The sequence below is a fragment of the Legionella erythra genome (assembly GCF_001467615.1).
GTDB lineage: Bacteria > Pseudomonadota > Gammaproteobacteria > Legionellales > Legionellaceae > Legionella_C > Legionella_C erythra.
Window position 1 is genome coordinate 246,521 of record NZ_LNYA01000024.1, and the last position, 22,123, is coordinate 268,643.

Here is a 22,123-nt window from a genome sequence, read left to right on the forward strand (position 1 = left end):
CTCAGATTTTAGAAAAACAGGCAGAGACTATAGCAAAAAACGACCACCTGACTCACTTTTTTTTCTCATCAGCGATTAAAACAGTGATGAGGAGAGATAACCAGACTCTACTCTCCTCATCAGGCAATGCCTCATGATGGATTATAATGATTGCTATTATCCGGCGCGTTTTTTCCAAGCTCATCACCCAATTTTTGCTTTAACGTCTGATTGTGGGTTAGCTCCGCCTGGGTTAATTGCTGCGGATGTGTTTTATTGTAAAAATCGTTCCGGGCATTCATGCCTTCGTCTTCTTCCGTTGGCATTGTTCTGGCCCACATGTCCTGTTCTTCGGCCTGATTTTCCTTGGTCATTGTGCCTGGCGGCTGACCATGCGATGGCCCCGTACCATAGACTGGCGTTTTCTTGACGGGTTTGCCATTGATGATATTGGCGACGGCTAGAGATGCCATATCCACCACATGGGTATGCCCTGCATTGGCGATAAGTTCGGGATCTTTCTTAATCTGCATATTGCAATCCCGAACAATCTTGGGTTCTCCAGAAAAGAGCACTTTCGTGACGGGGATAGGGGTTGATTCAAAACCTTTTAACAAATCATCAACCAGCGGTGAAACCACGCTTTGATTGGAATACCCGAGATTCACATCACCCGTGAATAATACATTTTGAATACCCTCCTTGCGATTAACAAAGGTATTGATGGCTGTTGAGAATGGTAACGTGTCCATATCGGAGGCTTGGAGTTTGCTCCATTCGCCATTCGGTTTAATGAACTGCAATGGCATCATTTCACGGCGGCTATGGGAAGCGGAAATAACCAGGGTATTGCCGACCATGCCATAAGCCATTCCCAGGGTTCCTTTTGGATCTGCATGGATAGTTTTAGGCATTTTTAAATTCCTTTTAAAGATGTTAATCGAGGTGTCGTAAACAGACCGGCACGCGGTTAAAACAGCTAACCCATCGAGCGATGGGTTAGCGCAGGCTAAATCGCTGCACTTAACAGTATATTTTATTTTTAGCTTTTGGTCAAAGTTTAATCAATTGATGCCGTTTAGCAGATGGTTTTTGGGGTATTCCTCACTAATAAGTCATCCATAAAGGCATCCACTTGCGTAAAGTGTACCTGCCAGGCAGGTACACGGAAAGAGGCCAGCCGTTTCAGTTGAGCCTGACGGCAGACACTGTTTTCCTGAGCATAATTTTCAATGGCGTGCATCCACCCTAAGCCGTCAAGTGGATCGAAGTAGTCGGGAATATCGCCAGCAATTTCACGAAAAACCGGCAAATCGCTCGCTATCACCGGTACGCCGAAACTTAAGGCTTCAACGAGCGGTAAACCATACCCTTCGGCAAAGGTAGGGAATAACAAAGCCCTGGCATGATGAAGGTAATTGGCTAAATCAGTGTCGCTGGCTTGTGCTTCCAGAATAATTTCTGCCAAGGGTCCGTTCTTATCGAGTAAGGCCAGGGTTGAGGGGCAAGAGGTACTGCGCTTGCCGACAATGACCAGTTTGGGGGTATTTGGGCCATAACGTGCAAGTAATTTTTGAAAGACACGCAATAATAATAAATGATTTTTACGTGCTCCAATGGTACTTAAGACGATGAAATAGGGGCTTGCTACAAGCGGTTTACCGATGGTTATGTCATTCGTAAGGCCTGGAGCCAAGGGGACGCTTAAGACTGGCGGGCAGGAGAGACCTTCTTTCAGCACGTAGTGCTGCAACTGCTGTTTTGTGGCTTCCGAAATGGTTACTATCCCTTGCGCGTGAGTCAGAATTTTGGATAAATGCTTTTTGAATTGCGTGGTCTCCGCCAGTGTGCAGAATTCCGAGTTTAGAAGAGGAATTAAATCATGCACAACCGCCAGCATGGTCAAATTATTTTGGGTAATGGTGGTAAGAAAGCGTTCATATTTAAACCCTTTGTAATCGAGTTTAATGACAAAATAGCGGCAATCAGGTCTAAGGCCAGACGGTCGAAATGCCGCGCCTGAAATGAGACGAATTAACTGAAAGAAAGAACCCGGTTCCCAGGCAAGTAACAGGCGGGCTACTTTTTTTGAATCCTGTTTCGATAAAATAATGCTTCTGCCGCGGATTCTGAAAAGGATGTGCATGTCGTCGAGATAATGGCGTAAATAAGCCAGCGCCACGCGAGGCACACCATGAGGCAATCGCTTTTTGCGTAGCAGATTGGATAAGCTAGTAATATCAATGATAACCTGTTTCACAGCGCACCTTGTCCATCAGGAGGGGCGAAAATCTAGCCAAAATTTCAACGGGTGTCAATTGGGTGAGGGGATTGTGAAGCTGGCCTTGGCACAATCAGGCAAAACGTATTGACAGACATAGATGTTTTAATTATGATGGTCGGTTATTAATTTTATCTATCTAACCCGGTCTCACGCAGTCATGAAAACTACATCTTAAGAAGCCCTTGTCAGGGCAAAAACAAAACAAAGTCATTTTTGGCTTTGATTTTTTTTTATTGTCCTAATCGACAGACTTAAGAGTAAATCATGAACCATAAACCTGTCTCATCGAACAATAGCCCGGTTATCCCCCAGCAGTTGGGCTCTTTTATATGGCATGTCTTAAAGCCCTATCGAACGGTTGTCACGCTATTCGTTATGCTTGCCTTATTGGCTGGATTTTGGGGGCCATTCAATAGCTTATTGGTGAAGTCGTTTATTAATACCCTGGCGGCAAAAAGGGGTCCGGATCCTTCGTCCTTGTATTGGATAGCGGCATTACTGGTGGTCAACTTCATTGTTTTTGATAATGTCACCTGGCGCACCATTGGCTTTTTAAATTATAAACACCAAGCCCGTATCAAAAACCAGGTCATCAGTCAGACCTTAGCCTATGTGTTTGGGGCCAGTACCCAGTTTTTTCAGGATAATCTATCTGGACGTATTGCCGATCAGATAACCACCCTGGCTGACAATATTGAAATCATCCTGCATCGGGTGTCCGTGGATTTTCTTCGCGGCACCTCGCTTCTGGTGATTTCATTTATCACCGCCTATGCGGTGAATGCTTTATTCTTTTATATCCTGTTAGTCTGGTTCATCGCTTTTGCGGTTGTCAGTATTTATCTCTCGGCGCGATTGGTTTCTTTATCGGATGATCATGCGAGTGCGGAATCGCAGCTTTCCGGGCAATTGGTGGATGGCCTCGCCAACCAGGCCAACATTCGTATCTTTTCGCAGAAAGCCTATGAAATAAAACGAATGAACCATTTCTTTGCCAGGGTCGAGCAGGCCTTCCAGAGAAAAGAACTTTTTATTGTGCTCTTATGCTGCGCGCAGGGCGGCATGATTGCGGTGATGATGGGGTTAGCTGCGATGACCTTAATCCATTTGCATGGCCAGGGTCTTGTCAGCATCGGGGATTTTGCCTTAATTCTTGGGATTTCCATGGAGTTGGGGCACATGATGTGGTACACCATGTATCAGGTGGATGAATTTAATCAGGCTTTAGGCAAGGCTAAGCAAAGCCTGAATGCGCTGAGTGTTGCTCATGAAATCAGGGACAGCCACCAGGCTTCTTCATTGACTGTAACCCGGGGGCGGATTGAATTCGCCAAGGTTAGATTCCATTATCAAGGCGGCTATTCCCTTTTTAAAAATAAATCCGTCACCATCGAATCAGGCCAAAAAGTCGGATTGGTCGGGTACTCCGGCAGTGGCAAATCAACCTTTGTGAACCTGATTTTACGGCTTTATGATCTGGTTGACGGCCAAATTTTAATTGATGGCCAGGATATCGCGCAGGTTACCCAGGACAGCTTGCGGCAAGCCATTGCCATGATTCCCCAAGACCCCAGCCTTTTTCATCGAAGCTTAATGGACAACATTCGTTATGGCTGGTTGGAGGCGCCGGAGAATGAGGTGATTGCGGCGTCTAAAAAGGCGCATGCGGATGAATTCATCTGCCTCTTGCCAGAGGGATATCAGACCCTGGTTGGCGAACGTGGCGTCAAGCTGTCCGGCGGGCAGCGTCAACGCATTGCCATTGCCAGGGCCATTTTAAAAAATGCACCCATCCTTATACTCGATGAAGCGACGTCCCAATTGGACTCGATTACCGAATCCCATATCCAGGAAAGCCTCTGGGCGTTAATGCAGGGGAAAACAACCTTAGTCATTGCGCATCGCTTATCCACGCTTTTGCATATGGACCGCATTTTAGTCTTTGATAAAGGCCATATTGTCGATGATGGGTCGCATACTGAATTACTGGGCCGCGAGGGTTTGTATAAAACCTTGTGGGATGCACAGGTGGGTGGATTTTTACCCGATAAAAAAGAGGAGTAGCAATAATGGCAATGCAATCCGGGCAACAGCTCGTTCAAGTCGTTTCCTATGACCCCAGCTGGCCTCAGGCATTTGCCCTTGAAGCCGAGCGGATTAAAAAGGCAATGGGAGACAATTGCCTTGAGGTTCATCATATCGGGTCGACCTCCGTACCTGATTTAGCCGCAAAACCCGTGATTGATATGATGCCTGTTGTGGCGGATATTGGTCAGGTCGATGAGGCCAATGCCAGGATGCAGGCTTTGGGCTACGCCATAAACGGCGAATACGGCATCCCTTTTCGCCGTTATTTCCACAAAGGGGGGAGTCAACGCACGCATCATATTCATGCGTTTGAGGCCGGTCATGTGGACATTGAGCGCCATTTAAAATTCAGGGATTGGATGAGGATTCATGCTGAAGATAGAGAGACCTATGCTCGTTTAAAGCAGGATTTGGCGCGCCAATACCCAAAGGACATCATGGCGTATTGTTTGGGTAAAGAACGCTTTATTGCCGCCATTGACAAGAAAGCCGGGTTTAATGGATTACGGGTGGTGAAAGCCTTGACGCCTCGGGAATGGGAGGCAGTTCGCCATTTCAGGCAATTTTATTTTTTTTGCAAAGCAGGCCTTATTGATCCCTACACCTGGACGTTTGAACATCTGGATCATGTGCATTTTGTATTATTTCAAGGCAGTGACATCATTGGCTATGCCCATTTGCAATTATGGCCCGAAGCGCGCGCGGCTTTGCGTATCATTGTCATTGACGAAGCCAAACGAAATCAGCGGTGCGGCAGTCAATTATTGGCTTTGTGTGAAAAGTGGCTCAAACAACAGGGTTATCAGTCTTTGCATCTTGAATCGTCGCCAGAGGCATTGAGGTTTTATAGACAGCATGATTATCTTGATATGCCGTTTGATGATCCGCATGGCTATGATGGTTGTGCCCAGGATATCGCTGTGGGAAAAAAATTATAAGCGGCCTTTCCACGCGAATAAACCCATGTTATCCGCGCAACTTAAACTTAAGGATGCTCGCTTTAATTTCGTCTGGAAGTTCACCTTCTTCACGGTTGAACCGGGTACTGTTTCTGGCCACAAAAAAAGACGCCTGGTTCACCAGCGATGGCGGTGCCAGGCCAACAAAGCCAAGCGCTTGATAGACATTGGCATCGCTCAGGGATAGCGCAGGGTTTAAAGCCCTGCCATCCTCGTTATCGACGAGAATAAGTTGCTCGGCCCTGGGAAAACGGCTTTGAATCGCCTGCCGTTGCTCGTTATTCATTTGAGTGAATTCCTGAAGTGATAAGGCAATCGTCGCAATATGGGCTGGTAATGCATTAAATATAAGACGCAGCTCCTGTGCTGTTTTCGTATCAAAACCATTAAAATTTAAATCAAGATGAATGAGTTCAGTGCCTTGAAGGGCACTGAACAGGGTAGCCAACTCGACCGCTGTCTTTTGGTTAAGTTCATTACAGCTTAAATCCAAATGGGTCAGGCTGGTGTCGGTAAGCGCGGCTAGTATCGTAGCTAATTCAGCCCCTGTCTTTTCTCCAAGTTTATTGAAGCGCAGCTTAAGATGGGTGATGGGGGAGCCTTTTAAAGCCGCGAACATCGTCACCCACTCAGCCACTGTTTTTCGGTGCAATCCGTTATTGCTTAAATCAAGCTCGATGATTTGGGAGTCTTTCATGGCATTCAGCAGGGCGGCTAATTGGTCGCCTGGACGCATCCAAAAGGCATTATCCGCTAAATTAAAACGGGCCATGGGTGAGTCTTTGAACGCACTGAACATCAGCGACAATTCACCGCCATTTTTATGACCAAGCTCATTCGAGCGTAAATCAAGATCCGTCACCAAAGAATCCTTAAATGAACGGAACATAGACGCCAATACGTCACCTGGCCTTTCTCCCAAACCATTGGACCGTAGATGGAGGCGGGTGATGGCGGATTTTTTTAAGGTATCGGACAAGAGTGCCAATTCAAATCGTTTCTTTTGACCCAGGTCATTAAAGCTCAAATTGAGTTCAGTGATTAACGTTACACTCACGGCTTTAAACAGGGTTATCAGGTCGGAAACTGGTTTTTTGCCCAAGTCATTGAAGCTAAAATCAAGATGGCGGATGCCCAAATCGTTTAAAATGGCTAACAGGTCAGCCAATTCGGCTCCCGTCTTTCGGTAAAACTCATTCGTGCTTAAACCAAGATGAGTGGTGGGAGCGCCTTTAAGCGCCTGAAATAGAGTGATTAATTCAGGGTTTGTCCTTTCTCCAAGGCCATTGGCATCCAGTTTCAGATGGATAATCCCCAAGTCTTTAAGAACAGCGAACAGGCCTGACAGTTCAGCCATGGGTCGTTGATCAAGGGCGTTAAAGCTTAAATCAAGGTAAGTGATCCCAGCCTCTTTAAGGATATTGAACAAAGCGATTAATTCAGGCCCTGGCTTTTGCCCCAGATGATTTAAGCGCAAATCAAGGTGCGTTATCCCCATCGCTTTGATCCGGTTGAACAAGGCTTCCAACTCAGCATAGGCACTCTGCCCGAAATTGCACTTTGATAAATCAAGATGAGTGATACCCCGGCCATTCATAGCGTGTAACCGGGCCATGATTTCGGCCATGGATAGATTAGATAATTTAAGGCGCATGGTATTCCCTGACTAAATTAGACAGTGGTCTGCGGCACACGTCTTCTGCTGAACTCTGCCCATGACCAAGAAAATTAAATGGGCATCATTTTACCATCTCATGGTCAATGTGGTCAATTATTGGTCTGAAATGCCGTTGATTGGATAGTAACTGGCGGGTTGTGGAGACAATAGGTTATATTGAATTTGAACGGCAGGAAACCTATAATTATTTTTTAACTCCATAATTTATAAGAAAAATTATTCCATGTTCAAATTCAGATATTGGAGTCTTCTTCTCGTCTCGCATTCTTTATATGCCTTAACCACCCTGACGGTTACACTCAGTTCAGATAATAATCCAGGCGGCATGGGAGACGTCGGCGATCTGCGATATATGTTAAATCTTATGAATCAGGATTTAAACACCATACCCGATGACTATGCCATTGTTTTTGCTTCGCCGATGACGATTCAACTCAATGGCATTCTGCCGGTGATTAACAACTCCCCAAACCCGATGAATATTACCATCGGCAATCCCGGTCCTGTTCCTACCGTGATCATTGATGGCAACAGTGGTGCATACAGCGGCTTTTTCATCCCTACAGGGAATGTGACCATCCAAAACATGATTTTCCAAAACCTCACTGCAAAAGGTGGCAATGGTGGCGATGGCATTTCGGGCGGCGGTGGCGGCCTCGGGGCCGGGGGAGCCATTTATGCCCCCCAATCCTTCTTAAATGGCTCTAACCCCTCCATTACCTTGATGAATGTCTCGATAAACAATTGTTCTGCCGTCGGGGGAAATGGAGGGAATTATTTAGGCCCCGCTGCTACAGGCCATGAAGGTGGCGGCGGTGGCTTTAGCGGAAATGGCGGCTCGATTACAACGACTGGGATTACTGGCGGTGCCGGAGGTGGCGGTTATGGTGGTGATGGAGGGGATGTCACCCTTTCAACCACCGACATGCTCGGTGGCGGGGGAGGCGGTGGCCTCGGATCCCGTGCCACGGTAGGAGTGACCACGAATCTTGGTCATGGAGGCTCGGATCAAAACGCCGGACTCGATGGGAACGGTTATGGTCTTACGATTACCGCGGGTTCTGGTGGGGGCGGTAATAGTGGAGGAAACAATGCGGGAGGCGGCGGTGGCGGAGCCGCTATAGCTTTTGGAGGAGGCGGGGGCGGAAGTCTCGGGGCAAATGGCATGTCGGCTCAAGGGAATATACCACCGCTTCAAGGAAAATTTCGCGTCAATGCCACACCGTCCGGCGGGAATGGCGGCGATGGTGCGGGAGGCGGTGGGGGAGGCGTTGTTATTGTCGGCCCTTCCAATGGCATCGATGGGCAGGCCGGGAGCGGTGGCTATGGCGGCGGCGGTGGCGGAAGTGGGCTTGGAGGGGCTATCTTTGTGGATAGCAATTTGAATTTGACGGTACAGGCATTGCCGGGTATTCCTACGGTCTTCAATACATCCAATAACACAACCCAGGCAGGAACACATGGCGCGGGTGGTCCAGGCGGGACAGACGGCCTGGATGGTTCCGCCATGGGAAACAGTATTTTCCTTCGGGCAGGGTCTTCTCTCACCTTAAGGGCACAAAATGCGAATGATATTTTGACGTTGGGCAATCAAGTCGCATTTGCCGATGATACTGTTTTTGGCGCCGGAAATACCAGTGTCTTTGTTAATGGCAATGGATCGGTTATTTACAATGGCACAACCGATTATCTTGGCATAGTCAAAATCGACAATGCCAATTTCAAAGTGAACGGGCAAATTGATCAGGCTTCTGTTTTCGTCTGCAGGAATACGGGCATCAGTTCCCAACGAGGGACGCTGAGCGGGAGAGGGGTTTTAACCGGAAATGACTCTCGGCAGCTTGTCTCTTAATCCCGCAATGGGTGGAAGTCTTGGAAGCCTGGTTCATATTAACATCAACTCCAGCGGTACATCGTTCGTTGCTGTTACCGGGGCTGCCTCGCTAGCCGGTACGCTGGAAATTAATCTGGAGCCAAGCGCTACGCCTGGATCCTATATTCTGCTCACTTCAGCCGGTATTACAGGGACCTTTAATTCGGTCACATTTACCAATTCCGCCACACTGGCAGGAGCAACGCCAAATTACACGCTCTCCTATTTACCAGCCGGAGCGCCTACCTATGTGCAATTAAATTTTTTAGGTTACCCCTCGTCGGCCGTTGATATACCTGCGACAGTCAATGGCTCTCCAGTCTTAAATCCCGCTGTTGTCTGTTGCGGCAGACCCGTTCTTCTTGGTCCTTTACCTGTACCCGGTTCGGGCCCTACCATTTATACCATCATCAATCGCACCGGCAACGTTCAGTGTCAAATTGGGCAAACCTCGTCGCAAACTTATCTGAAGATGCATGGTAAAAATGGCTCCTGTACTATTATCGGTACAAAAAATGGCATTAAGTCGAATCCCTTAAAGGTAATAGCACCATGAATAAGCGTTCCATAACAGCGATGCGTATACTGGCGGCAATAAGCCTTATTGGGGTCGTTTATGCTGATAATGCCGCCTCACAGGATTCCTCATTAAGCCGTTGGACGGGATTTTATACGGGTATGAATGCCGGGTTTGTGTTTAACCATGTCCAATTAAGATCACAGCAGCTAGGTTTTACTAACCTGAGTGAACGTTGCAATACCAGCGCTGATTTTTCAACATTTTTTCCTGGTATACAATGGGGCTATGTTCATCAATTTGCCAATGACTTTGTATCAGGAATAGAAACGAACCTGACCGTTAACACGCGTCAAAAGGACAGCTTAAGTTGTCCCTGCTCCATTAATCCCGAGGTTTCAGATCGTTTCTCATTTAAGAATCAGGGGCAATTTTCTATTAAGGGTCGAGGAGGTCTCTCCCTGAATTCGGATAAAGGGTCTTTGTTTCCGTATTTAACAACTGGGGTAAGTTTTGCTCATGCCGAATTGGCATACGCCAATGAGGGCGGCGACTTTTACTCACAACATACAACGCGAGCGGGCTGGTTATTGGGCGCAGGATTGGAGTGGGCCTTTGGGAAAAACTGGTTATTGCTTGCTGAATATGTTCACATGGATTATGGAAATGTTATCAAACTGAAATTACCCAGTGTCTATGGGCTGGTCGATACCAATGGGAATGCGCGTGTTAATTTAACCAACAATACCATCTCATTAGCGGTTAATTATTGGATTTGATGGAATTTGCGGTAATAACGTCTTCTTTCAAATGAGCCTGTTCAGATCAATTAATTTCCACTTAATCTATTTTGAGTTAAAATTAGGCACAATCTTGCGCTTGAAGTTGTTTTTTATGCCATTTAATTACTATTGCAATAATCCAACGTTTTCCTCGTTGGGCTTTCTGAGTTTGGATGATAAAAAACTGGTTTCGTTTATGGTAAAAGAAGGATTTAATGTCAATAAGAAATGGGCGCATGATAACCCTGTTCTTCATCTTCTTTTAGCCAATGAAAGGTTTAATGATTTTGAGCGATTTCTAGATTTAATACCCCAATACATAAACCCCAATTTATGCGATGGACCATTCTATGGTAAAAAATCCCTTTTAATCCTGTTAACCATGATGGTATCCAATGGTATGTTGCCACTTAAATTTATAAAGCAATATAAAGAAAAAATTGATTTTAATTATCAGGATAGCTCAGGCAGGACCGCGCTTCATTATGCGGTAATTCTTGGGCGTTATGATATCGCGGATGCGCTCATCCAGGCCGGTGCATCATCGTCCATCGATGACAAATATAAGAAAAGGGCGTTTGATTATCTTTTTTGTGCCGAATCATGCATTAATTCTGTTTTAAAGCAAATAGACATTGAACCTACCCGGGATATTGAGGCTAAAAATAATGTCATAAAAGATCACAGAGGCCGCCCATTGACTTTACAAGGTGTGCAATTAGTACAAAAGAAAAGTATTGTTGGGCATGTTTTGCAAGGGGTAAAGGATGGGAACTGTCGGCTAGTTAAATACATTAAAGGCCATTTAAAATGGAGTACTTTTATAGGTGATGATACTCAACCCACTTACATAATAATGGCTGATTTAGCGCAACAGATTGCAACAATCTACCATAAAAATCTGGATAAAATCCTGGTATGTGAGATGCTTTCTCCGGAAGAGCAGGAGCAGTTTTTCGACTATTTACTGGATTTGGACCAAAAATTATCGGGGAACTCTATTCTTAGCGGGTGCCTGGCCGGTCATAAAATGATGAGTAAATATTATGAGCATGAGGCCCCACGCTCCATAAGCTCTTTCGTGAGTTAACGGTTTAAGACGGTATAACAAGGCTTACGGACAATGCGGATTCAATACCCTAATGGCAGGAGAATAACTTCCTGGGTTACATGCATCCCAGATTGTATCAGGCGAGGCATGATGCCAATCATATATTTTCCTCAATTTGAAAAATATCGTGCCCCTCATTAAAAAAATTTACGGCATAATGAAGTTGGCCCTTCGTTTCTGCATGTATTTTAAACAGCGCTTGCGATTTCTCTACATTCGAGTTCAATCTCGCTAACAGTTCAATGCCTGCTGCTTTTGCATCCGGGGCTCCGGCTAATTTGGCAATGGTTGCAATATGCCGGTTATCTATATTTCGAATTAAACCAGAATATTTTGATTCCACGGTATAAGTAAACGGCGCAACCGGAATGTCTTTCATACCACCCTGTGCATTACAAATGGCTTTAAATTTTCTAAGCGCTTCGCCGCTTTCAAGAATAGATTTGGCTATTTCAAAACCATTTGATGCCGTCTTGCCAGGCGAAAAATCAATCAAATGGCCTGCCAAAACGAGAGCATGTTCACGCAGGTCCTGGGGCGCTTGTTTTTCATTTTGAAGAACGGCCAAGATGTCGCGGGCTTCAAGAGCGGGTCCAATGCCTCGCCCGACAGGTTGTGAACCATCTGAAAATATGACGTTTATTTTGATATCAAACTGACTGGCTATAAAGTGCAATAATGACCGAAGCTGTTCTGCTTGCCCCAATGTTCTTATTTTGGCAGTGGTCCCAATAGGGACATCAATCACCACATGCGTTGAACCTGCAGCAATTTTTTTTGACAAAATAGAGGCGACCATTTGCCCCATGCTATCCAAGTTTATCGTGCGTGCAAGCCTGATGAGTAAATCATCGGCGGGGCTTAAGCCGATAGCGCCGCCCCAGGTAATACAACCCTGTTCTTTTTCCATGATCTTTTTCATGGCTGCAATATCATGGGTTACATTGGTAAACACTTCCATGGTATCGGCGGTCCCTGCAGGTGATGTAATCGCTCGAGAGGATGTTTTAGGAATCCAAAGCCCATAGGCTGCGACGATGGCTACCACAATAGGGGTGGTTCTATTTCCCGATAATCCACCCACACAATGTTTATCGACTATCACAGGGGATGGCCAATCGATTTTCTGGCCGGTATCAACCATCGCGTGCGTTAAATGAAGAATTTCTTGATTGGATAATCGGTCTCCACCGCTGGCCGCGATAAACATCGCGATATGAATATCGGATAATTGTCCTGATACGACATCCTGGATAATGGATTCTGTTTCGAGCTTGCTTAATTCGTTTCCATAAATTTTGGAACGGATGTAATTGACTGATTCAAGTGTTTTGGGATGCGCGACTGTAATTTCATCGCCTGGATTAGCCGACAATAGCTTCCAGGCATAATTAGACAAACTGGCTTCATTGTGTTTTAACAGGTCCGTTTCAACGATATTGAGTGTGGCGATAATAGCGCGTTTTCCGAGCGTAACCATGACTCTTGCCTGAGCATTAAATCCCTCTGATTTGCAAATAAAGCAATCTGCACGCATATAAACAATCGGCTCTTTATAGGTGTTAATGCCTAAATATTTTAGGGAAAGCTTGTTTTTTACCGTCAATTTTTATCCAAACCAGTCATTTGCCTGATGAATAAATCTTAGAATAATTTTTATTAAAAACCAAAAAACAAATCTATAATCAAAATATTATCGTTAACCAGAGCCTGTATGAGAATTCAATTTTTAGGTGCAGTTCAAACAGTCACGGGCTCGAAATATCTTATTCAAGCCAATCAAATGAATCTATTGGTGGATTGCGGCCTTTTTCAGGGGTATAAAGAGTTGAGGTTGCGCAACTGGGCTGCTCTTCCGATTGACCCTGAAAAAATCGACTACGTATTGCTCACCCATGCGCATATTGATCACAGTGGCTATATCCCGTTATTGGTAAAAAATGGTTTTAATGGAAAAATTTTATGCACGGCTGCTACAAAAGAGTTATGCGGTATTTTATTACCCGACAGTGGTCACCTGCATGAGGAAGATGCAAATTATGCCAATAGGAAAGGCTACTCGAAACATCACCCGGCCTTGCCGCTCTATACACAACAGGAGGCCGAAGATTCACTCCGTTATTTTCAGGTGGTTTCGTTTGATGACCGCATTCAGATAGCTAAAAATCTCTATGCAACCTTTTACTACGGTGGCCACATTTTAGGCGCATCCTTCATTCGTTTGGAGCAGGGCGATACGTCTGTATTATTTTCAGGTGATCTTGGGAGGCCAGAGGATCCCTTGATGTTTGCACCGAAAGCCCCTCCCGACGCGGATTATCTTGTTATTGAATCAACTTATGGTAATCGCGTACATGATAAGACTGATCCATTGATTCAGATGAAAGAAGTCATTAATCGCACAGTAAAACGCGGTGGTTCCATTATTATTCCCTCATTTGCCGTGGGGCGGACCCAGTCCTTGCTGTATTATCTTCATCAATTGAAATTAAAAAAGGACATTCCCGATATCCCCGTATTCGTTGACAGTCCAATGGCCACCAACGCGACCAAAATTTTTGCCCGTTATGCGGCGCAAAATCGATTAACAAAAGAACAAAATCAAGCGGTCTGTGCGGTTGCTCATTATGTTAACTCCGTCGAGGAATCCATGACCCTGGATCACACGACAAAACCAGTCATTATTATTTCCGCCAGTGGCATGGCAACTGGCGGCCGCATCCTGCATCACATCCGTCATTTTGCCCCTAATCCGAAACATACTATTTTATTCAGTGGTTTTCAGGTCGGTGGAACACGCGGCGACCGGATGATTCGAGGCGAGAAAGAAATAAAGATGTTTGGGCAAATGATTCCCATACGGGCTGAAATAGTGAAGATAGACACTATATCTGCCCATGCCGATGCGGCGGAAATGCTTCATTGGTTGGCTCATCTACGAAAAGCCCCGCGTAAAGTATTCATTACCCATGGTGAAACTGAGGCGGCTGAAGCGCTGAAAGCTCAAATAAAACAACGGTTTCACTGGCCATGTGAAATCCCTTCATATCTTAAAACTGCAACGCTTGGCGAGGATGAAGCATAAATGAAAATGCATGCCATGCTGATGAACAACAGCCATGAAAAGTTAATCTACACCAACATTGAAAAACCCGTACCGGCTGCTCACCAAATGCTGATTAAAGTCACCGCCTGCGGTATATGCAGAACGGATTTGCATGTTGTGGATGGCGAATTGAAGTACCCCAAACTTCCTCTGGTGCCAGGCCATCAAATTGTTGGTGTGATTGAGGCATTGGGCGAGGAAGTTCATGCTTTTCGTGTCGGTCAGCGCATTGGCATCCCCTGGTTAGGCGGCAGCTGCGGGGTTTGCCGATTTTGTTTGACCGGCCGAGAAAACCTGTGTGATAAAGCACAATTTACCGGCTATCACATTGACGGCGGCTTTGCAGAGTATTGCGTCGCCAATCATCGATTCTGTTTTCCTATACCGGATGGCTATTCAGATGTACAGGCTGCACCTTTATTTTGTGCCGGGCTGATTGGTTATCGGGCTTTATTGAAAACACGGGAAGCAAACCATTTAGGCTTATATGGTTTTGGATCAGCGGCCCACATCTTGACCCAGGTTGCCTGTAAACAAGGGCGTCAAGTGTATGCCTTCACAAGCCCTGGTGATGCCATGGCCCAAAAATTTGCATATCAATTAGGCGCTGTCTGGGCGGGGGATTCGCATCAATCACCGCCTCAACCCCTTGATGCGGCCATTATTTTTGCACCGGTTGGCGCCCTGGTTCCACTTGCCTTGCAACATACCGTTAAAGGGGGGATTGTTGTCTGTGCAGGGATACACATGAGTGATATCCCCCGTTTTCCTTATGAGCTCCTTTGGGGCGAGCGCACGCTCTGTTCCGTGGCTAATTTAACCCGAAAGGATGGCGAAGAATTTTTATCATTGGCACCGACCATCCCGGTTAAAACTGAAATTCATACGTATTCTCTAAGAGAAGTCAATGAAGCCCTCGATGATCTGCGCCATGGGCGTTTCACGGGCTCGGCAGTAATCATGATTAATTAAAAGACAGTGGTTACCCCATGAAGAAAGAAAAATTAATCCGTTTTTTCTCACTGGAATCCAGATGGCAATCATTAATCGTGATCCTTTCCCTTGTGGGTATCGGTATCTCCCTGACTCTGAGTTCTATCAATCCAGTGTTTAGCAACCTGCCGTTGATTTTTTTAATTCTCATTGGCGGCATACCCTTATTTTTGCAAATTTTTTTGAAACTGCTAAAGGGGAATTGGGGGGCTGATTCGCTGGCGGCCATGGCGTTAATAACCGGGGTTGTCTTACAACAATATTTAGCGGCATCGTTGATTATTCTGATGTTAGCCAGCGGTCAGACATTAGAGCGTTATGCGCGGCATAAAGCGTCTTCTGTTTTATTGGCATTGGTGAAACGAATGCCCACCATTGCTCACCGGAAGATTAAAGACGGCATTGAAGATATTTCATTGGATGGCATTCAGATTAATGATGACATGGTCGTTTATCCGCATGAAACCTGCCCTGTTGATGGCATTGTGATTGATGGCAATGGCTCTATGGATGAATCTTATCTGACAGGCGAGCCTTATCAAATTTCCAAGGCACCCGGTGCATCCGTTTTATCAGGGGCTATTAACGGTGATTCGGTCCTCATTATTCAAGCCACGAGGTTACCCGTGGATTCAAGATACGCCATTATTGTGAAGGTATTGGAAGAAGCAGAACAAAAACGGCCTTCCATTCGCCGCTTGGGTGATCAAATTGGGGCTATTTTTGCACCGATAGCGTTTCTATTAGCGGCGGTCACCTGGTATTTTACCCAAGATGCCATTCGTTTTCTTGCCGTGCTGGTTATTGCAACACCATGTCCCCTATTAATCGCGATTCCCATTACCATCATCAGTGCGATTTCGCGCGCTGCAAAGCAAGCTATCATTATAAAAGATCCGGTTGTCCTCGAACAATTACCGACCTGTAAAACAGCTATTTTTGACAAAACAGGAACGCTGACCTACGGCAAACCAACATTAACCGGAATTTATACCGCACCCGATTATACCAAAGAGCAGGTATTACAATATGTGGCCAGTCTCGAACGTTATTCCAGGCATCCCCTTGCCAGTGCCGTCATTAAAGCAGCCCAAGAATGGCCTATTGATTTATTGGAATCGACAAACGTATCCGAAAAACCGGGACAGGGTTTAAACGGCATCGTTAATCATCGAACCGTTATGGTTACCAGCCGAAAAAAATTATTAGAAATGATGCCGGAATGCAATGCCTTGCTTCCCCCTGTTGCGCCTGGTTTAGAGTGTGTGATTTTGTTAGATAACCACTATGCGGCTACCTTACATTTTCATGATGCGCCCCGAACCGAAAGCAAATCATTTATTAGCCATTTAATGCCTGCTCATCAATTTAACCGAGTTATGCTGGTTTCCGGGGATCGTGAATCAGAGGTTCATTATCTCGCTGAATTAGTGCCGTTCACAGCGGTTTATGCTGCGCAGAGTCCGGAACAAAAATTAGCCATCGTGCGCAGAGAAAGAAAAAAAGCACCGACAGTGTTTATGGGAGACGGGATCAATGATGCCCCGGCTTTAACGGCAGCGACCGTAGGCATTGCCTTTGGACAACACAGCCAGGTAACGGCTGAAGCCGCAGGAGCTGTTATCATGGAAAACACCTTAATTAAAGTGGATGAATTACTGCATCTAAGTATCCGCACGAGGACGATTGCAGCGCAGAGTGCTATTGGCGGCATGCTGTTGAGTCTCATCGGCATGGGGTTTGCAGCAACGGGTTTTATAAGTCCGGTTATGGGGGCAATTTTGCAAGAATGCATTGATGTTCTTGCAATTGTTAATGCATTGCGCCTGGCGTTTGGCTCTAAAATTAAAATTGATTTACCGAGTAGTTAAATGGATGTTAATTGGATAGGTGCCTATGGACAAAACCATTATTTTTGCATTGCCTGGAAATAAACGATTGACTCGTGATTTAGCCAATAAACTGCACCTTGAGGAAGGGGAGCTCACTATCAAGAAATTTCCTGATGGGGAGTCCTATGTGCGTATCCATTCCAGGGTTAAAGCGAAACGGGTTATTCTCGTTTGCACCTTAAACAATCCAGATAAAAAGATGCTGCCTTTGATGTTTGCCGCCCAGACATTGAAGGAATTGGGTGCCAAAAAAATTAGTTTGATTTCTCCTTACCTCCCCTATATGCGTCAAGATAAACGGTTTAAACCAGGCGAAGCGATTTCCGCCCACCTGTTTGCGAAATGCCTTTCAAATTGGGTGGATTACCTGATAACGATAGACCCCCATTTACACCGTGTCCACCAACTCTCAAGTATCTATTCTATTCCTGTTTTGACTTTGCACGCGACACAGGTCATTGCCCAATGGATAAAAGCCAATATCAAGTCGCCTTTTTTAATTGGCCCTGACAGGGAAAGTGAACAATGGGTCTCTGAGGTTGCTGAGCAATTAAAAGCGCCTTACATCGTATGCAGGAAAAATCGGTTATCGGCTCATGAAGTAACCATTGAAATTCCTCCATTCTCGCATACGGATGAAACACTGATTATTCTGGATGATATAATATCGACTGGTTCAAGCATGGCAGCCATTCTTAACCAGCTGTCATTACAGGGGCATCAGGGCATTTGCCTGGCTATCCATCCACTCCTGAATCAAAAAACGAAGGCTAATTTATTTGCTTCCGGGGCAGCTGCCATTATTACCTGTAATACCATTTCAGATTCCACCAACCAAATCAATATAGTGGACTTAATTGCGGCAAACCTGAAAAACATATTGGAGCAGGATGAACTGTAAATATCCCTTGGAGGCGGATTCAGATAGACATTGTCCGTGTGAGTATGGGCGCTTTGACCCCACTAGCCAGGTGATTGAATAAAAAAGCTTGTGATTATTCTGTATTATCATGATCCATTGTTGGGCGTTTTTCATTCAGGCGCAGCCTCTTGTCCTCGATTAATTTTAAAGCGGCATCCACTGCATCGGCATCATATTGCAGTCCTCTACCGCGTTGAATTTCCGCGACCGCGGCTTCAATGCCTAAAGCCGGTCTGTAGGGGCGATGAGATGACATGGCTTCCAGGACGTCGGCAACGGCGATTACCCGTGCCTCTGGAAGAATGTCGTCTCTTTTTAAACCGCGAGGGTAGCCGCTGCCATCGAGGCGCTCGTGATGTTGTAAGATAACCTCAGCGACAGGGGCATCGAAGTGAACATCCTTTAAAATGTCATAACCTGTTTGAGGATGGCTTTTTATTAATTCCATCTCAATGGCTGTTAATTTGCTTGGTTTCACCAGAATTTCAGCCGGTATCGCAATCTTGCCGATATCATGGACTAATCCCATTAATTCCAACGAGTCACAACGTGCTGGCGGCCAACCCAATTCTTCGCCAATGGCTTTGGCAATTAATCCAACACGGTACTCGTGACCGGCTGTATAGGGATCACGGAATTCAACCATGTTGGATACTGCCCGGAATGTCCCTTTGATAGCCTTCTCTAACTGGACTACATAGTCTTCTATTTTTTCACGTGCGATTTGAATCTCTGTAATATCCTGAACCAGGGACAAATACTGAAAATTACCTTGCCAGGAGAGGGCGGTCACATCGACCCGGAGTGTGATGGTAACGCCATCTTCTTTCAGGAAAGGAAAGGTATAGGAAGCATTGGGCTGTCCTTGATCAAGTAATGCCCAATGTTTAAGGATGAATTCTCGTGAGGGCTGATCGTTAACTAAGTCCAATAGGCCGATGCTTAAGAGCGACTCCTTACTCCAGCCCACTATTTCGCAAAACCTTGGATTGACATAAAGAAACTTTTCTTTATTTCGCACATAGATACCAATTCCTGCTTTTTCAATGAAGGCTTGAAAATATTTTTCACTCTCGCGTGACATGGCTATTTGTTGATTGGAGATTATTCTCTCAATTGTACTGGCCAGGATGGTCGCTACTGAATCAAGTAAGGCCACTTCTTCGCTTAAGAAAAGGGGGGATTTACCAGTCGGAAGGTGATGATATCCTACCTCAATACAGACTTGCGAAGTGGTGTCAATACAAAAGGTCTTGATCAAGGGGGGAGATAGTGGATGAACGTCTGGGTTTGAACTGAATTTACCCCAAATGGACTCGATTTTGGCAACCATCAGTTCAGGATACTGGAACGCTTGCGGCAATCGCCTTGCAGTTTCAGCGAATAACTCTTCAATGTTAATGTTTTTGCGGCCACTGTACTCTGAGATATGGTAGAGGCATTTCAATTCCTTAATCCGCTCTCCGAGAGTATGCATTAATTTATTTCGTTCCAGTTCAAGCCGTTTACGCGGTGTAATGTTTCTTATGACCTGTACCCAGGCATTTGGGAAAAAGTCAGAATGGATGGGGGACAGAATACACTCCATCCAGGAACCGTCTTCAATCTCGACTTCAGCCTCAAAGGGTTGTGTAGCTTCTGGCAAGTGAGCGCAGACGGGGCAGTGGCTGCGATCGGTTGAGCGGTTATGAAATAGCGTATGGGATGACAGGCCAACCAGATTTTCAGGGGGTGTTTTCGCCATGGATCCAGCTGCATGATTTGCCTGACTGATATAACCATCCATCTGAACGATTAAGGTCGGATCAGGGACATGATCATAGGTATTTGCCGCGCGTGCCAGCATGCTGAAGGGGTTGGTTAATGTTTGGATAACCAGGGCGATATAAATAAACCAATAGGAAAATATCCTTAAAACATGAGCGATCTCATTTTCAATACCAAATAAACTCGTGTAGTAGGAGAGCAGGGTTTCTGTGAGCATCATGGTGATAATGCTCATAGACAGATAAAACAGAGACGTGGTAGTTAAAAAGCGCCTGTTTCGCCAAAGCAATATCAACGCTGCAAATAAAATCACAATAATGACCAACTCACTATAAGTCTTAAAAGGTGTTAATCCATAATTATCAATGAATGTCTGAGGGAAATACCCTGAAAAAACCGCTATAAAAATGGTCGATATAACCACAAAAAGGAGGAAGTGAAGTATCCAAACCCGCAAAACGTGGCGAAAAAAGTAAGTGGCGATAACAAATGACATCGCCTGGATAAAACGGGCAGAAATCCAAAGTTGTGTACTTTCATTTCCACCTGTAAATGGTAGGATAGACATGCCTTTGTAGACTAAAATATGCGCAATATCGAGGGTGCTGCACCAGCCGGCTGTGAGTGAAATAACCACGACAAAGTGATTTTTTGTAAATTGCTGCGATGTGACGGCCACCGTCATGGCAATCAGGCTAATAAAGACCGTGATGAGTTCGGCTAGTAAGTGAAATGCCAGAAAGCCTGCGTAACGGCCAATAAAAATACATATTAATGCCAAAAAGCCAGGCGGCAGGAAGGCTTTTAATGCAAGGGGTAACCAAGGGGTATTTTCCAGGTAAGGTGCCCTGCCTATTTTATCCATGGGCTCTCCAATCCATTTCAATGACGTTTATAGGCCAATACTATTCCATTGCCATTTTGTGGCATTCCCCGACATGGTCTTATTCAAGCGATAAATCAGGCCTCTTATTAATCATAGTGATTCCAGGCCATTACGCAAATTATCATGGGTTTAGTTTCTAACCGGGGTAAACGAGTGTAGTGTGTTGGCTTGCAAACAGGATGTTACAGGGGGGCCGTAAACCCATTTGGGAGCAAATTGGGCGCTTGCTGTCAGTATGTATGACCTAATATTGACCAAAATAAGGTATAATACTAAAAATCATGACTTGCTTTAACCAAAATGACCTATCAATTCAACCCCCATGCTCATGTTAAAATATGGCTTAGCAAAGATAAGGATTCATTTCTAAATCTCGAAAATATTCTTCGGCTGCTTACAGTAAGAGATAACAATCCTAATGACACCATCCATTTTGTTTATGATAGTTTGCTTTTGTCAGAGCAGGCACAACGTGAGCTGGCTTATTTCTGTAAGAAATGCAATCTGCATCCGGTTGATGTGCGAAGCGATGTTTTCCCCGTTTGTAAAACGGAAAATGAAAAAAAATTAATTGAACTGTATGAAAACGAGATTCTTCATATTCACGAAGGGGGGAACCTGGCAGCAGCCAGTGACATTTTACGTTGGCTTTCTCCTGTTTATGAACGCGGAACGTATACGGATTTTGATACCTATCTTAACACCAGCTCGTTGCCTCAATTCATCCCCGTTGAAAAACCATTGTTATTTCATATAGGCAGTATTATTCATCCTGATGGATTAGAATGCATCGCCCTGAATACAGACACTATCGCCGTTATCGATAGCCAGGCAGCCAGTGAGCAAATTAATACGATCCAGGAAGATCTTATCAAAGCATGCAAAAGACAACCCCAGACCCCAGCTGACACAACGATAAGTCAACGGCTTGCCGAGATAGCCGCCCAGTATAAACAGTACAAGTTAAACCCAGAGGCATTAACAGTTGCCAATTATAACCTGGTAAGAAAATTGGCTGAATTAAGTGCGGGTAAAACCATAGTGGAAACACGTCAGGCCATCCTGTCATTAACCCTGCAGCAATTGTCTGTTTATATGACTTCGGACGATGATATGCCTGATGAAATCCGTTCACAATTGCTAAAAGAGAGCGTTATATATACAACGGGTCCAGGGGTAATCCCCCCGAAAAATAACTGATGCCAAAAGTAGAGTTTTCTCATAATCTATGCGGGAGGAGATTCTTCATGAAAAGATCAAAATTCAGTGATAGCCAAATATTATCG

Annotated in this window: 16 protein-coding genes; 11 read left to right on the forward strand and 5 right to left on the reverse strand. The window is 45.2% G+C overall.

The genetic code is table 11. The features are described 5' to 3' along the window. Nucleotides 1-131 precede the first annotated feature (131 nt). Both Lery_RS08025 and Lery_RS08030 read right to left on the reverse strand, forming a co-directional pair. On the reverse strand, nucleotides 132-893 hold the full coding sequence (locus tag Lery_RS08025) for a hypothetical protein (RefSeq protein WP_058526731.1): 762 nt from the start codon (nucleotides 891-893) through the stop codon (nucleotides 132-134). Between the two features lie 164 nt (nucleotides 894-1,057). Continuing rightward, a complete protein-coding gene (locus Lery_RS08030) occupies nucleotides 1,058-2,239 on the reverse strand; it encodes a glycosyltransferase family 4 protein (RefSeq protein ID WP_058526732.1) in 1,182 nt (393 codons plus the stop codon). A 288-nt stretch (nucleotides 2,240-2,527) separates the two neighbouring features. Here Lery_RS08030 and Lery_RS08035 point away from each other — a divergent pair, with 288 nt between their 5' ends. Together Lery_RS08035 and Lery_RS08040 are read left to right on the forward strand one after the other, a co-directional pair. Then, nucleotides 2,528-4,327, forward strand: a complete 1,800-nt coding sequence (locus Lery_RS08035; RefSeq protein ID WP_058526733.1) for an ABC transporter ATP-binding protein — start codon at nucleotides 2,528-2,530, stop codon at nucleotides 4,325-4,327. A 5-nt stretch (nucleotides 4,328-4,332) separates the two neighbouring features. Beyond that, nucleotides 4,333-5,289, forward strand: a complete 957-nt coding sequence (locus tag Lery_RS08040) for a bifunctional GrpB family protein/GNAT family N-acetyltransferase (protein WP_058526734.1) — start codon at nucleotides 4,333-4,335, stop codon at nucleotides 5,287-5,289. Between the two features lie 28 nt (nucleotides 5,290-5,317). Here Lery_RS08040 and Lery_RS08045 read toward each other — a convergent pair whose 3' ends face one another. Beyond that, nucleotides 5,318-6,964, reverse strand: coding sequence for a leucine-rich repeat domain-containing protein (locus Lery_RS08045; RefSeq protein WP_058526735.1), 1,647 nt, complete (start codon nucleotides 6,962-6,964; stop codon nucleotides 5,318-5,320). 247 nt (nucleotides 6,965-7,211) lie between these two features. On the opposite strand from Lery_RS08045, the gene Lery_RS15800 reads away from it, so the two are divergent. The 4 genes from Lery_RS15800 (at nucleotide 7,212) to Lery_RS08065 (ending at nucleotide 11,250) form a co-directional block, all read left to right on the forward strand. After that, on the forward strand, nucleotides 7,212-8,840 hold the full coding sequence (locus Lery_RS15800) for a hypothetical protein (RefSeq protein WP_058526736.1): 1,629 nt from the start codon (nucleotides 7,212-7,214) through the stop codon (nucleotides 8,838-8,840). After that, a complete protein-coding gene (locus tag Lery_RS08055; protein WP_131751193.1) occupies nucleotides 8,815-9,417 on the forward strand; it encodes a hypothetical protein in 603 nt (200 codons plus the stop codon). The genes Lery_RS15800 and Lery_RS08055 overlap by 26 nt, the downstream gene beginning before the upstream one ends. After that, nucleotides 9,414-10,157, forward strand: coding sequence for an outer membrane protein (locus tag Lery_RS08060; RefSeq protein ID WP_058526738.1), 744 nt, complete (start codon nucleotides 9,414-9,416; stop codon nucleotides 10,155-10,157). The genes Lery_RS08055 and Lery_RS08060 overlap by 4 nt, the downstream gene beginning before the upstream one ends. A 172-nt stretch (nucleotides 10,158-10,329) precedes the next feature. Next, nucleotides 10,330-11,250, forward strand: a complete 921-nt coding sequence (locus Lery_RS08065; protein ID WP_162262960.1) for an ankyrin repeat domain-containing protein — start codon at nucleotides 10,330-10,332, stop codon at nucleotides 11,248-11,250. Between the two features lie 118 nt (nucleotides 11,251-11,368). On the opposite strand, the gene Lery_RS08070 is transcribed toward Lery_RS08065, so the two are convergent. Further along, entirely contained in the window at nucleotides 11,369-12,808 is a 1,440-nt protein-coding gene (locus tag Lery_RS08070) for a thymidine phosphorylase family protein (RefSeq protein WP_420324154.1), read from the reverse strand. A 177-nt stretch (nucleotides 12,809-12,985) separates the two neighbouring features. Between Lery_RS08070 and Lery_RS08075 the strand changes: the two genes are divergently transcribed. Genes Lery_RS08075 through Lery_RS08090 form a run of 4 tightly spaced genes read left to right on the forward strand, consistent with a single transcriptional unit; the run spans nucleotide 12,986 to nucleotide 18,163 of the window. Further along, a complete protein-coding gene (locus Lery_RS08075; RefSeq protein WP_058526741.1) occupies nucleotides 12,986-14,356 on the forward strand; it encodes an MBL fold metallo-hydrolase RNA specificity domain-containing protein in 1,371 nt (456 codons plus the stop codon). 6 nt (nucleotides 14,357-14,362) lie between these two features. Beyond that, a complete protein-coding gene (locus tag Lery_RS08080; protein ID WP_058526855.1) occupies nucleotides 14,363-15,349 on the forward strand; it encodes a zinc-dependent alcohol dehydrogenase family protein in 987 nt (328 codons plus the stop codon). A 17-nt stretch (nucleotides 15,350-15,366) separates the two neighbouring features. Then, nucleotides 15,367-17,241, forward strand: coding sequence for a heavy metal translocating P-type ATPase (locus Lery_RS08085; RefSeq protein WP_058526742.1), 1,875 nt, complete (start codon nucleotides 15,367-15,369; stop codon nucleotides 17,239-17,241). 25 nt (nucleotides 17,242-17,266) lie between these two features. Further along, nucleotides 17,267-18,163, forward strand: coding sequence for a ribose-phosphate diphosphokinase (locus Lery_RS08090; protein WP_058526743.1), 897 nt, complete (start codon nucleotides 17,267-17,269; stop codon nucleotides 18,161-18,163). 94 nt (nucleotides 18,164-18,257) lie between these two features. On the opposite strand, the gene Lery_RS15005 is transcribed toward Lery_RS08090, so the two are convergent. Further along, nucleotides 18,258-20,816 carry an MASE3 domain-containing protein gene (locus tag Lery_RS15005; RefSeq protein WP_082657158.1) on the reverse strand — a complete coding sequence of 853 codons (2,559 nt, stop codon included), beginning with the start codon at nucleotides 20,814-20,816 and terminating at the stop codon, nucleotides 18,258-18,260. A 321-nt stretch (nucleotides 20,817-21,137) separates the two neighbouring features. On the opposite strand from Lery_RS15005, the gene Lery_RS08100 reads away from it, so the two are divergent. Beyond that, a complete protein-coding gene (locus Lery_RS08100; protein WP_058526744.1) occupies nucleotides 21,138-22,037 on the forward strand; it encodes a glycosyltransferase family 88 protein in 900 nt (299 codons plus the stop codon). The last annotated feature ends 86 nt before the right edge of the window (nucleotides 22,038-22,123 follow it).